15 protein-coding genes are annotated in these 12,060 nt (G+C 41.2%); 9 read left to right on the top strand and 6 right to left on the bottom strand.

The annotated features are described in order from the left end of the window. The first annotated feature begins 69 nt into the window (after positions 1-69). Positions 70-525 (top strand): DoxX family protein, encoded by a 456-nt coding sequence (locus R2S08_RS24930; protein ID WP_316837671.1) that lies wholly within the window; start codon positions 70-72, stop codon positions 523-525. On the opposite strand, the gene R2S08_RS24935 is transcribed toward R2S08_RS24930, so the two are convergent. The 4 genes from R2S08_RS24935 to R2S08_RS24950 are packed head-to-tail and all read right to left on the bottom strand — an operon-like array spanning position 515 to position 3,776. Further along, a complete protein-coding gene (locus R2S08_RS24935) occupies positions 515-1,018 on the bottom strand; it encodes a shikimate kinase (RefSeq protein WP_316837672.1) in 504 nt (167 codons plus the stop codon). The two genes, R2S08_RS24930 and R2S08_RS24935, sit on opposite strands and share 11 nt — an antisense overlap. Positions 1,019-1,021: 3 nt before the next feature. Further along, positions 1,022-2,077 (bottom strand): ABC transporter permease, encoded by a 1,056-nt coding sequence (locus R2S08_RS24940; RefSeq protein WP_316837673.1) that lies wholly within the window; start codon positions 2,075-2,077, stop codon positions 1,022-1,024. Positions 2,078-2,079: 2 nt separating this feature from the next. Next, positions 2,080-3,231, bottom strand: coding sequence for a BT_3928 family protein (locus R2S08_RS24945; RefSeq protein WP_316837674.1), 1,152 nt, complete (start codon positions 3,229-3,231; stop codon positions 2,080-2,082). A 2-nt stretch (positions 3,232-3,233) separates the two neighbouring features. Further along, positions 3,234-3,776: a DUF1599 domain-containing protein gene (locus R2S08_RS24950; RefSeq protein ID WP_316837675.1), complete on the bottom strand. Its 543-nt coding sequence runs from the start codon at positions 3,774-3,776 to the stop codon at positions 3,234-3,236. 55 nt (positions 3,777-3,831) lie between these two features. On the opposite strand from R2S08_RS24950, the gene folP reads away from it, so the two are divergent. The 3 genes from folP to R2S08_RS24965 are packed head-to-tail and all read left to right on the top strand — an operon-like array spanning position 3,832 to position 6,107. After that, positions 3,832-4,689, top strand: coding sequence for a dihydropteroate synthase (gene folP / locus R2S08_RS24955; RefSeq protein ID WP_316837676.1), 858 nt, complete (start codon positions 3,832-3,834; stop codon positions 4,687-4,689). A 32-nt stretch (positions 4,690-4,721) separates the two neighbouring features. After that, positions 4,722-5,513, top strand: coding sequence for a diadenylate cyclase CdaA (gene cdaA, locus R2S08_RS24960; RefSeq protein ID WP_108553614.1), 792 nt, complete (start codon positions 4,722-4,724; stop codon positions 5,511-5,513). A gap of 54 nt (positions 5,514-5,567) precedes the next feature. Then, positions 5,568-6,107, top strand: a complete 540-nt coding sequence (locus R2S08_RS24965; RefSeq protein WP_316837677.1) for an SRPBCC family protein — start codon at positions 5,568-5,570, stop codon at positions 6,105-6,107. Between the two features lie 262 nt (positions 6,108-6,369). Here R2S08_RS24965 and R2S08_RS24970 read toward each other — a convergent pair whose 3' ends face one another. Further along, on the bottom strand, positions 6,370-6,945 hold the full coding sequence (locus R2S08_RS24970; RefSeq protein ID WP_316837678.1) for a hypothetical protein: 576 nt from the start codon (positions 6,943-6,945) through the stop codon (positions 6,370-6,372). Positions 6,946-7,160: 215 nt separating this feature from the next. Between R2S08_RS24970 and R2S08_RS24975 the strand changes: the two genes are divergently transcribed. The 3 genes from R2S08_RS24975 to ahcY all read left to right on the top strand — a co-directional run bounded on the left by R2S08_RS24975 (position 7,161) and on the right by ahcY (position 9,659). After that, entirely contained in the window at positions 7,161-7,583 is a 423-nt protein-coding gene (locus R2S08_RS24975; RefSeq protein ID WP_316837679.1) for a helix-turn-helix transcriptional regulator, read from the top strand. A gap of 147 nt (positions 7,584-7,730) precedes the next feature. Continuing rightward, on the top strand, positions 7,731-8,141 hold the full coding sequence (locus R2S08_RS24980) for a BrxA/BrxB family bacilliredoxin (RefSeq protein ID WP_108553630.1): 411 nt from the start codon (positions 7,731-7,733) through the stop codon (positions 8,139-8,141). A 201-nt stretch (positions 8,142-8,342) separates the two neighbouring features. Further along, entirely contained in the window at positions 8,343-9,659 is a 1,317-nt protein-coding gene (gene ahcY / locus R2S08_RS24985) for an adenosylhomocysteinase (RefSeq protein ID WP_133782394.1), read from the top strand. Positions 9,660-9,695: 36 nt separating this feature from the next. Here the strand turns inward: ahcY and R2S08_RS24990 are convergent, their stop codons facing one another. Continuing rightward, entirely contained in the window at positions 9,696-10,688 is a 993-nt protein-coding gene (locus R2S08_RS24990) for a polysaccharide deacetylase (protein ID WP_316837680.1), read from the bottom strand. A 25-nt stretch (positions 10,689-10,713) separates the two neighbouring features. On the opposite strand from R2S08_RS24990, the gene R2S08_RS24995 reads away from it, so the two are divergent. Both R2S08_RS24995 and R2S08_RS25000 read left to right on the top strand, forming a co-directional pair. Continuing rightward, positions 10,714-11,433, top strand: coding sequence for a pyridoxine 5'-phosphate synthase (locus tag R2S08_RS24995; RefSeq protein WP_316837681.1), 720 nt, complete (start codon positions 10,714-10,716; stop codon positions 11,431-11,433). An 11-nt stretch (positions 11,434-11,444) separates the two neighbouring features. Then, positions 11,445-12,017, top strand: a complete 573-nt coding sequence (locus R2S08_RS25000) for a hypothetical protein (RefSeq protein ID WP_316837682.1) — start codon at positions 11,445-11,447, stop codon at positions 12,015-12,017. Positions 12,018-12,060: the final 43 nt, after the last annotated feature.

Here is a 12,060-nt window from a genome sequence, read left to right on the forward strand (position 1 = left end):
TAACTTTTTGATAATATCAAAATATTTGTTTAACTTTAATAGAGGACTTCGCTAAAATGAAGAAAATCCATGAACGTTATTCATAAAATCGAACACTGGGGCGATATGCACAGAGCTAAATGGCTCGACATTGTCAGGATTGCTCTGGGCTTACTGATCTTTTTCAAAGGGATTGCGTTGATCAGCAATAATGCTGCTTCGCAGGAATTACTTCTTCAAAATAATGTTTACGGATTTTCCGGACTGATGGCCAGCCTTGCCATCCATATCGTGGCTTTTGTCCATCTTGTTGGCGGTTTATTGATTACCATTGGGCTGGTTACCCGTTTTGCCGCTGTAATCCAGATCCCCATCTTATTGTGCGCTATATTTTTTGTCAATATTTCCAGGGGCTTTTCTATGCTGAATTCAGAATTGTGGCTTTCCGTGATTGTACTTTTATTACTTATTTTATTTTGGGTGGTCGGTTCGGGACCCTTTTCAACCGATACTTCTATGAAAAGAAGGGCAAGGGTTAAAGACTAGGGATCAGGGATCCCAGAGACTCTGCTGTAAGACTGATGCCATTAACCACCAGGGAAGCTTTTCTATAAAAAGGATTTCTTTCTTCGAGTTTTTGCGTAATAAAATCTACAATCCCCTGTTCATCAAGGTCTCTCAACAGCGGCCGCTTCGCTTTTCCATTTTCCAGACGTTTTGCCAGGGCCTCCGGCGACATTTCAATATAGACGGTAAGACCATTTAGGTTCATCCAGTCGATGTTATCGAAATAGCAAGGTGTACCTCCGCCTGTAGCTATAACAGAATTTTCCTGATAAGGAAAGGTTTTCAGCGTTTGGCTTTCGAGTTCCCGAAAGGCTGATTCTCCATGTAGAGCAAAATAATCGCCCACGGTTGTACCTGCTTGCTTTTCGATTTCGTGATCCAGATCTACCAGTTCATACCCCAGCCGGGCAGATAATTTTTTGGCCAGTGTGGTTTTTCCACAACCCATAAATCCTGTTAAGAATATCTTCATTTTTTATACAAGCTTAACCCTTGGATCAACCAGGGCATATAACACATCTACTAAAATATTGATCACTACAAATATAAAAGCTATAAATAATATAGAGCCCATCACTACCGGAAAATCAGACATTTCCAATGCATTCACTGTTGCCCTCCCTAGTCCGTTATATCCAAAAATATATTCTACGAAAAAGGACCCGGCCAATAAGGAGGCAAACCAGCCTGAAACAGCTGTGATAACCGGATTAAGTGCATTTCTAAGGGCATGTTTATAGATAATGGTATAACGGGACAAACCTTTGGCTCTCGCGGTTCGGATATAGTCCTGTGAGAGCACGTCCAGCATGGTGCTTCTGGTGAGCTGAACAATAATGGCCAGCGGACGCAGGGCGAGTGTAAACATAGGCAGGATTAAATTCTTCCAGGTCATCACCTCTCCCTTAAAAGGATCGTAACTGTACAGACTGCCCGACATGTTTAATCCGGTGTAATCACTTAACACAAAACCAAACAACCAAGCAATAATAATACCGGCAAAAAAAGCTGGCGCAGAGATACCCAGGACGGCCAGGGCATTTGCAGTTTTATCCACCCAGGTATCTTTATAGAGTGCAGATACCACCCCAAGCAGGATACCAGCTATGGTGGCTACAATCATGGCGGTGAGGGCAAGAATAAAAGTATTGGGTACCGTTTCTTTGAGTATAGCGGTTACGTCCCGTTTGGTTTGATAGGAACGGCGCAAATAAGGCCATTTCAGTACCGCGACGCCCGCACCTATCCGAAAGAGCTTTACATAATGGTACTTTTGTTGATTTTCTGCCGTGTGTTCATGAAAAGAGAGTGGGGAAAGGTCATTGAGGTACAGCAGAAATTGTTCTGGTTTGGACTTGTCCAGACCGAATTCCTTTCTTACGGCTTCCAGCGACTGTACATCAGACCGCTGCCCCATAGTCATCCGTGCTGGATCACCGGGTAAAATGTTAAACAATATGAAAACCACTACAACTACCCCTGCAATGACTGCAAGCCCGTAAAGGAGCTTTTTAAGGGCATATTGAAACATGGTTATTTGCTGAAATATTGATCTGCCAGTGTATTAAATGAAGGGACAGTATTGTAATGCCATTTGTTGATCACCACACCATTTTTTAGCAGCAGAACTCCCGGATTGGCCCGCACCATACTTTTTAAAGGTACCGCATCACCATAAAAAACCTCCGTAAACAATTTCATTCTTTTACTCAGGGCATCTGCATCTTGTGCAGAATTGGAGGTAAGCAATACGGTTCTGATGTTAAATTGTTCAGTCGCATTGAGTGCAAGCGCATTTAATTTAGCCAGCGCTTTTTCATTAACATCATCCAGGTTATAAGCGACAATGATCAGGTTATAGTAAGGGTTTTCTATCAGTTCTTTGGTATAATTTGTTCCGGAAGCATCACTGATCACCAGATCTTTGATCTTGGGTTCATATCCCTTTTTGAGCAGTTTTTTATCTGGCTCTCCAACAATCTCCCAGGTTGTATCTTTCCAGATCTCTGTTTTCAGGTAATCTTTGTCTGAAATATCTTTCTTCTCTCCTGTTTTCTTATTCTTCATGTGGTACATCAGCTGATACTCATCCGGTGCAGCGCCTTTAGGAATCTTCATCAGTTCCGGCAGGTTTGCTCCTACTTTGTAAGGCAGGAAATCCAGAACCGGCAAACAGCTATAAGTATAAACCGGAAAGATCAATGCGGCCAGTATGATGACCGCAGAAACAGTTTTCTGTTGTGTTGCTTTTGTTAAAACTGGTTGTATACTTTTTCTGTGTTTATAAATAAAAACAATCAGGATCAGTAAAATGATGTCTTTACTGAAAGACTGCCATGGTGTTAAAGGAATCGCATCGCCGAAGCACCCGCAAGAGGTAACCACCTTAAATGCCGCCGAAACAAAGGTAAGGAAGGTGAAAAATATAATAATGCCGAGCAAACCGGTACCTACCTTTTTTCCCCAGAAACCGAGCAGCAGCAAGGCACCCAAAACAACCTCCAGAACACACAGCAGAATAGCAATTCCAGTTGCAATACCACTTAAAAACGGAATGTGGAAAACTTCGAAGTATTCCTGGAGTTTATAACCAAATCCAAGTGGATCATTAGCCTTGATTAAACCAGAGAAAATAAACAGGATACCAACAAATATTCTTGAGAAGTTTAAAAAAATTTTGCTCATGGCTATTTAACGTCTAATTTGATCAACGCAAAAACTGCATAGTTTAACATGTCCTGATAATTGGCATTGATGCCCTCAGAAGCCAGGGTTTGCCCTTTATTGTCTTCTATTTGTTTAACCCTTAAGATCTTCATCAGGATAAGATCTGTCAGGGAACTGATCCGCATATCTCTCCAGGCCTCGCCATAGTCATGATTCTTGGCAAACATGAGCTCTTTGGTTGCCTGAACATACAGGTCATACAACTTTTCTACTTCACTGAATTCCAATTCATAGGGATCCTCTTCTGTAAGCTCCAGCTGCATGAGTGCAATGGCACAATAATTTACAATGCCAATATATTCTGAGGTGATGTCTTCCCCGACCTTCGAAATTTTCTTCTCTTCCAGTGTCCGGATGCGCTGGGCTTTGATAAAGATCTGGTCTGTAATAGATGCCGGTCTTAGGATGCGCCAGGCTGTACCATAATCTTTTGTTTTTTTTAAAAAAAGCGATTTACAAACCGCAATTACTGAATCGTATTCCTGTGAAGTGTTTGCTGCCAAAACAATTAAAATATTTAGTTTAAAGCTGTTTAATACTGTATTTTTGTATCAAACAATGGCTAAAGATACATTTTTAAACCGAAAGCACACATTAAACCTGCAAGGGCAACTGCTAGATCTGACCAGTCCTTGCGTGATGGGAATATTGAATATTACTCCGGATTCCTTCTACGGGGAAAGCAGAAATTTCAACATAGATGATGCCTTACTCAGGACAGAAAAGTACCTTCAGGAAGGCGCTTCTTTTATTGACATCGGTGGGTATTCTTCCAGGCCGGGTGCCAAAGATGTCAGTACACAGGAAGAGGTAGACCGGGTAGTACCCGTAGTTGAAGCCATTTGCAAACAATTTCCCCAGGCATTTTTGTCCATAGATACTTTTCGTGCAGAAGTGGCTAAAAAAAGTATTGAAGCCGGCGCCCATATCATTAATGATATCTCGGCAGGTGAACTGGATCCTGATATGTTTGATACAGTGGCGACGTTAAATGTGCCATATATCCTGATGCATATGAAAGGCACACCACAAAATATGCAGTTATCCCCAAGTTATCAACATGTAACCCTCGAGGTTGTGGATTACTTTGTGGATAAGGTGGAAAAGTTAAAAAAACTGGGGGTAAAAGATCTGATCCTGGATCCGGGTTTTGGTTTTGCTAAAAGCCCGCAGCACAATTATCAGCTGCTCCGGGAAATGGAAGATCTTCATCTTTTCGGATTACCGCTCCTGGTAGGCTTCTCCAGGAAATCTATGGTCTATAAGGCACTGGATACCACTCCTGCTGAGGCACTGAATGGAACCACAGTACTTCATACCCTCTCCTTGCTTAAAGGTGCAAAGATACTCCGTGCGCACGATGTACGTGAGGCCCGGGAATGCATTATCCTTATTGAAAAAATGCAACAGGCCTGATGCTTGTTTAAAAATTCACTAACTTGTCAACAATGAAAGGTTTTGACTTCGATTTTTTAAAAATAACCCCTACAGATGTTATCGACATCATTTTTGTCGCGCTGCTGATCTATTATGTCTATAGTCTGATCAAAAATACGCTTGCGGTGAACTTGCTGCTGGGAATGCTGATCATTTTGTTGCTGTATTATGTAGTGGATGCACTTCACATGAGACTGCTTTCGACCATCATCAACAAATTCATGAGTGTGGGGATCATTGCATTGATTGTGATCTTCCAACCGGAGATCAGGCGCTTTTTATTGCTGATTGGGAAGAACACTTTTCTACAGAAAAACAAAGCCTGGTGGGGTTATTTGTTTGGTAATAAAGAAATTGAAAGGGATAATCTGGCAAGGATTAAACCGATTATTGATGCTTGTAAGAGTATGAAGAAGTCGAGGACAGGTGCATTGATTGTGTTTGTGAAGTTCTATGATGACCAGCTTTTTGCCAACAGCTGCGAAATTATAGATTCTAAGATTTCCAAACGTTTACTGGAAAGTATATTTCAAAAGAATAGCCCGCTTCATGACGGCGCAGTAGTGATTGCTGAAAATAAAATAAAGAGTGCAAGCTGTATTCTTCCGTTAACAGATAATGATAACCTCCCTCCTCAGTTTGGCTTGCGCCACAGAGCGGGGATTGGTATTTCGGAAAACACGGATGCTGTAGCGGTTATTGTTTCTGAAGAAACCGGTGAGATTGCCTACGCAAAACAAGGACGGGTAAGAATGAATGTTTCTTTTGGAGAACTGGAAAAACTCCTGAATAAGGATTTTTAGCTACTCACACTGTCTGAAATCTTTATTATATTGCTATAACCAAATCAAAATCCAATGAAGATCTTAAAAGGAATTCTATTCACAGTGCTGGGCCTGGTGGTTCTGGCACTTGTTGTTGCCATCTTTGTAAAAAAAGAGTATACCGTAGAACGGGATATCGTAATTAACAAACCACGGCAACAAGTCTACGACTACATCAAGTACCTGAAAAACCAAAACAACTTTAGTAAGTGGGCAAAAATGGATCCCGCAATGAAAACGGAGTTTCGGGGAACAGACGGAACTGTAGGCTTTGTGTCTGCCTGGGACAGTAATCAAAAAGATGTTGGAAAAGGTGAACAGGAGATCAAAGGCCTGCAGGATGGGAAAAGGCTGGATACAGAAATCCGGTTCATTAAACCCTTTGAGTCTACGTGTTCTGCCTATATGACCACAGAAGATGCAAGTACAAATGCGACTAAAGTAACCTGGGTATTTAATGGAAAAATGAATTACCCAATGAATTTAATGTCACTTTGCATGAACATGGATAAAATGATTGGGGGCGATCTTCAGATTGGCTTAAACAATCTGAAAGGGATATTGGAACAATAGGAAGATTTTTATTCTGGGTTTTTATGTGCTATAACGCGACCACTGGTATTAGATTCCGGTATAAGAGAGCTATAATTGTCTTGAGATAGAATAATGGTTAATAAACATATGACAGGGGGTTGATAAAGGTAATGTCCCTATCAACCCCCTGTCAACCCCCTATCAAATCCCTACAAAATCTTTGTAGATTATAGAACATAAGTAACGAATTCCTGTTTTAAAAAACCGGATCTCTTCAATTGATTTTATCAGTTAACTTATTCTATTGGGATAAATTCATTTGCAACTCTCTGTTGTAAATCAACCATGCTGCCTGAAAAAGCTTCTGCAAAAATTTGTAGGTAACAGCCAGGTCCTGGTAATTAAAGGACGGTCCTTCCTTGCTAAAGCTCTCCTCTAGCCAATCTCTTAATTCTTCGCGGTAAGCTTCCAGGCCGGTGCTTTGAAAAAGTGAGCGGAAAATGAGGTAAGGATTTAGGAGTTCTTCCTCATTCAGCTGGCAGAAACAGCCAGACAGCTCTCCTTTCTGCCTTTCCAGCAACAACTCCTTAACCTCTGGAAAGATCAACGGACTAACCTTTCCTGCTTTTCGAAGCAGCCAGGCAGCCTCCAGGAGCTTAAGGATGTGCCGGTGTTCATGCAATAGGTTTGCCGGGCAGTTTTCCGCGGTGTAAACCTGATCTGTAAGTACATGCTCTTTCCATTTGTCCAAAAACTCAAGATGGTCCGAGAGATCGCTGATGTCAAAGAATTGTGCAATCAATAAGTAAGGGTTGCTGATTTCTTCAGCAGTTAAATGGTACGTTAAGCTTTGCCTAACTTCTTTTTTAGTATGCATAAGATATTGATTATGTTTCGAATACCACTATGCACAGTAAGGTTATTGCCAGGGAAGCACGATACTGCGCGTTAACTATTTCAAAGTACCCGAATTAAATTATTCTATCCTATTCCGAAAAGTTCTATCTCAGAACGATTTGAGGATATTTTAGAATTGATTATCTTCAAGGTTCGGATATCTTTCTGTACTTATTAAACTTTACAGACTTGAATATGAACCTAATCCCAAAACACACAGAAAATCATCATGGAAAAAATTTGAAACGACTGCGTTTAGTCATTGGATGGAAACAGGAAGCTCTGGCCATTCAACTTGGAACAGAATGGAGTCAAAAAAGAATTTCCCTGCTGGAAGCAAAAGAAAAACTAGATCCGGATACACTTACCCTGGTCGCAGCAGCATTAAATATACCGGAAGATGCCATCAAAGATTTTGATGAAGAAGAGGCACTTGTCTATATGCACACTTTCAAAGATAAAAACCGAAGGAAAGAATTCATTTCTGAGGAGGCCCCCCAGGCATTCCATTCACGATATAATTATATGGAAATGCTTAAGAGTATTAAAAACCTCTGTGAAATGTTATTGAAAAGCGAGCATGAAAAAATTGAAATGCTGAAAAAAAAGCCCGGATAAAGGAAAAATATCCAATAGCTAGTGTCTTGTATCAAAGTAATTTGAAGGTAAAAACTAAGGCGCTTTAAGCTCAGAACTTTGATGCTATAAAGCAGTGCCGTACCTTTGTACCAGTTAAGATTTAAAATAACCAAAAAATATAAAGATATGTATCCTGAATATTTAGTTGAACCGATGCGTGCAGAACTGACCAAAGTTGGTTTTGAAGAGTTAAAAAACGCAGAAGAAGTTGACAGCGCCATCAAAACTGAAGGAACTGTATTTGTCGTTGTAAACTCAGTATGTGGTTGTGCAGCTGCCAATGCGCGCCCTGCAGCAAGAATTGCAGCCGCAAATGAAAAACACCCGGATAAACTGGTTACCGTATTCGCAGGAATGGAAAAAGAAGCCGTAGACAGAGCAAGAGGATACATGATGCCTTTTCCGCCGTCTTCACCATCAATGGCATTATTCAAAGATGGCAAACTGGTGCATATGATCGAACGTCATCAAATTGAAGGTCGTCCTGCACAAATGATTGCAGACAGCCTGATCGGCGCGTTCGAGCAATACTGCTAAAACGCATAGTAACAAAGTAAAGGCTAGCCAAATTGGTTAGCCTTTCTTTTTAGCAGGGCGCTGTTTTTTGTTACCTTAAATAAACATAAATGTTTGTAAATAGTAGTAAATTTGCAGCAAGGTTCCAGAATGTTCACACCAAAGTGCAGGACAATCAAATGAACTATTAAATAATAGTATTAGTAAATTAATAAATATCATATGTCATCAGTAGAGACAACTTACGTTCCTTACAAAGTTAAGGACATTTCACTGGCAGAATGGGGCCGCAAAGAAATTGAACTTGCAGAGGCAGAAATGCCAGGTTTAATGTCATTGCGTGCAGAATTTGGCCCATCTAAACCTTTAAAAGGTGCCCGCATAGCAGGTTGCCTTCACATGACAATCCAAACTGCAGTTCTAATTGAAACTCTGGTAGAACTAGGTGCTGAAGTGACCTGGTCTTCCTGCAATATTTTCTCTACCCAGGACCATGCTGCTGCTGCAATTGCCGCTGCCGGCATCCAGGTTTACGCATGGAAAGGTTTAAACGAAGTAGATTTTGACTGGTGTATTGAACAAACTTTGCATTTCGGACCAGAGCGCCAGCCGTTAAATATGATTTTAGACGACGGTGGTGACTTAACCAATATGGTATTTGATAAATATCCTGAGCTGATTGCAGCGATCAAGGGTCTTTCTGAAGAAACCACTACTGGTGTTCACCGTTTATATGAGCGCATGAAAAACGGAACATTGCATTTACCTGCAATTAACGTAAATGACTCTGTTACCAAATCTAAATTTGACAATAAATACGGTTGTCGTGAATCTCTTGTAGATGCGATCCGCAGAGCTACAGATGTTATGATGGCTGGTAAAGTAGCTGTTGTTGCGGGTTACGGTGATGTGGGTAAAGGTTCTGCAGAGTCTTTGAGCTCTCAGGGTGTTCGTGTTATTGTTTCAGAAATTGATCCGATCTGTGCCCTTCAGGCTGCAATGGAAGGTTATGAAGTAAAGAAATTTGCGACCGCGGTTAAAGAAGCAGATATCGTTGTAACCACTACAGGTAACTGTGACATCGTTCGTGCAGAGCACTTCAAAGTTATGAAAGACAAAACCATCGTTTGTAACATCGGTCACTTTGACAATGAAATTGATGTAGCCTGGTTAAATAAAAACTATGGTGATACTAAAGTAGAGATCAAACCTCAGGTAGATAAATATACTATTGATGGTAAAGATATTATTTTACTTGCCGAAGGCCGTTTAGTGAATTTAGGATGCGCTACAGGGCACCCAAGTTTCGTGATGTCCAACTCTTTCACCAACCAGACTTTAGCTCAGCTGGAACTTTGGACCAATACAGATCAGTATGAAAACAAAGTTTACGTTCTTCCTAAACACCTGGATGAAAAAGTAGCTCGTTTACACCTGGCTAAAATTGGTGTAGAGCTTGATGTTTTAGATCAGCATCAGGCAGATTATATCGGTGTTCCTGTTGAAGGTCCTTTCAAACCGGATACTTACAGATACTAAGTATATAAAAAAGGAGCTGCAGATGCAGCTCCTTTTTTATTTTCCTCCAAATTCATCCTCCACACTTTCCCGGAGATCATACATCATCCATTGTTTGTCCTTTACTGACTTCTGTTCGCTTTGCAGGAGTTTAATAAAATCGTTAACGCCAACTGGTTCATTTCCGTTTCCATGGATCAGAACGATGCTTCCGGAGTTGGCCGTTTGACCTTTAGCCAGCCAGGCATCACTTCCTACTGGAATTAATCCATAGGACAGCACCTTGCTGATCAACTTAGGATCAGAAACCAGTCCTGGAAAACGAAAAAATACAGAAGGCACGATGCCATGCTGCAGCATCGCCAGTTCAGTCCCCATGACCTCAAAGTTCATATCGGTACCCGGCTCCAGTAAAAAATTAACTTTTAAAGGTGCGGTTGCGCTAACCCGATGATTGTAGGAATGATTTACCCAGGTGATGGAAATATCTCCTGATTTCACGAGGTTTTTCAGCCAGTCAAGATCATCATTGTGGGTCAGCATCCACCTTCCCGTAATCGAAAGGGCCAGGGGTACCGGTTTTTCAGTTTTCTGAAACTCCTTCAGGAGAGAAGTAAATATAATCCGGTCCAGAGGTTTATGTGACGGGCAAAGATCAATGGTTAAAGTAATTCCTTTTTCTTTAGGAAAGCCATGAATTATTCCGGCATCCTGTAAAGGAGTTTCCTTCATCTGTGCAGCTTCCATTGCTTTTATGTACGGAGTTTCCTTAAAAATATCCATGGTCTGAGCCCAGGTTAGAGGTTTTACAGCTTCAGTAGCGGCAGACAGAATCCTGGTCTCCAGCTCCTGAGGATCGGTAACCAGGTATTGTGTTCTTCCCCCCTGCTCAAATTTCCTTAGTACCAGCAAATCTTTATTCTGGTCGCGAAGCAACCCATAAAATCGCTTGTAATCTTTGATGCCTTGCTGCCCGAGGCAAGAAATTACAAAGAGCATACAAAAAACACAGCCTAAAAAAGTGGTTAAGAAAAATGGATATCTCTTCATTTAATGATTAAGTTTATCTTTGTATATGGCAAAACTATCTGTAAATATCAATAAAATAGCTACCCTTCGCAACAGTCGCGGTGGTAATAACCCGGATCTGATTAAAGTAGCCCTGGATTGTGAACGTTTTGGGGCGGAAGGTATCACGGTGCATCCCAGACCAGATGAAAGACATATTCGCTATCAGGATGTTTTTGACCTGAAAGCTGTGATTGCAACAGAGTTTAATATTGAAGGAAACTGCAGGGAACAAAAATTTATTGATCTGGTGCTGGCGAATAAACCCGCACAAGTTACCCTGGTACCTGATGCCGAAGGTCAGATTACCTCCAATCATGGATGGGATACCATAAAACATCAGGCCTATTTGCAGGAAATGGTCGGCCTCTTTAAAAAAGAAGACATCCGTGTCTCTATATTTGTTGACCCTGTTCTAGACATGGTGGAAGCTGCAGCCGAAACGGGTACTGACCGGATAGAATTGTATACTGAAGCTTATGCCAGGGAGTATCCTAAAGATAAGGCTAAAGCAGTTGCACCTTATGTGACAGCAGCAGAAAAAGCAGTGGCACTCGGTTTGGGCATCAATGCCGGCCATGATCTGGATCTGCACAATCTAAAATATTTTTCACAGCAGGTTCCGGCTTTGCTCGAAGTGAGTATTGGCCATGCCCTGATCAGTGATGCTTTATACCTGGGTTTGGAGAATACCGTCCAAATGTACTTGAGACAATTAAAAGATTAAACTAAATTCCTATGAAAACGCTATCTGCATTTTTCTTTGCTTCGGCATTCCTGTTCCTGATCTCTGGTTGTAAAAAAGGTGGAAGTATAGATGAGGGCACCGCCGCAGGAGTCATCTCGAATTACCTTCAGACCAATCCGGAATATGAGGGTATAAAACTAGACATAGGTGAGGTAAAATTCAGAGGCAGGAAGGATGCAGTAGCACTCGGCCGGTATAAAGGGCTGGAAGAAAAAGGTTTGATTGTACTAAAACTTGATCAGCAGAAGAAAAGATTTTTATCTAAAGACAGCTTATACGTTTATATCGTCTCATTAACAGACAAATCCAAACCATATGTGCTCAAACAGGACGCGAACAAAGCAACAATACGAGCTCTGGACTATATTTTGGATGACGAAAAACCAGTAAAACTGATTAAAGGGGATGCGAGAATTGCCAGAGTAACTGTTACCCTTAAAAAGAAAACCAACGATTTTGCTGTCTTTTTAAGCGCTAAAGGTTCCCCTGCGAACTTCGTGACCAAAACCTATAAATTAAAGTTTAGAAAAGAAGAAGGCTGGATCTTGGTTGGCGAATCGTAAAATATACATTTATAATCGTTTTGGGCAACCAGGGCTAAGGGTA

The organism is Pedobacter nutrimenti (genome assembly GCF_032678445.1).
In the GTDB taxonomy this organism is placed as follows: domain Bacteria; phylum Bacteroidota; class Bacteroidia; order Sphingobacteriales; family Sphingobacteriaceae; genus Pedobacter; species Pedobacter nutrimenti_A.

Coding starts and splice junctions, on each gene's coding strand:
- R2S08_RS25000 (WP_316837682.1), top strand. CDS start 11,445: ATGAAAACGCTATCTGCATTTTTCTTTGCTTCGGCATTCCTGTTCCTG.
- R2S08_RS24995 (WP_316837681.1), top strand. CDS start 10,714: ATGGCAAAACTATCTGTAAATATCAATAAAATAGCTACCCTTCGCAAC.
- cdaA (WP_108553614.1), top strand. CDS start 4,722: ATGAAAGGTTTTGACTTCGATTTTTTAAAAATAACCCCTACAGATGTT.
- R2S08_RS24990 (WP_316837680.1), bottom strand. CDS start 10,688: ATGAAGAGATATCCATTTTTCTTAACCACTTTTTTAGGCTGTGTTTTT.
- R2S08_RS24940 (WP_316837673.1), bottom strand. CDS start 2,077: ATGTTTCAATATGCCCTTAAAAAGCTCCTTTACGGGCTTGCAGTCATT.
- R2S08_RS24970 (WP_316837678.1), bottom strand. CDS start 6,945: ATGCATACTAAAAAAGAAGTTAGGCAAAGCTTAACGTACCATTTAACT.
- R2S08_RS24945 (WP_316837674.1), bottom strand. CDS start 3,231: ATGAGCAAAATTTTTTTAAACTTCTCAAGAATATTTGTTGGTATCCTG.
- folP (WP_316837676.1), top strand. CDS start 3,832: ATGGCTAAAGATACATTTTTAAACCGAAAGCACACATTAAACCTGCAA.
- R2S08_RS24935 (WP_316837672.1), bottom strand. CDS start 1,018: ATGAAGATATTCTTAACAGGATTTATGGGTTGTGGAAAAACCACACTG.
- R2S08_RS24965 (WP_316837677.1), top strand. CDS start 5,568: ATGAAGATCTTAAAAGGAATTCTATTCACAGTGCTGGGCCTGGTGGTT.
- ahcY (WP_133782394.1), top strand. CDS start 8,343: ATGTCATCAGTAGAGACAACTTACGTTCCTTACAAAGTTAAGGACATT.
- R2S08_RS24980 (WP_108553630.1), top strand. CDS start 7,731: ATGTATCCTGAATATTTAGTTGAACCGATGCGTGCAGAACTGACCAAA.
- R2S08_RS24975 (WP_316837679.1), top strand. CDS start 7,161: ATGAACCTAATCCCAAAACACACAGAAAATCATCATGGAAAAAATTTG.
- R2S08_RS24930 (WP_316837671.1), top strand. CDS start 70: ATGAACGTTATTCATAAAATCGAACACTGGGGCGATATGCACAGAGCT.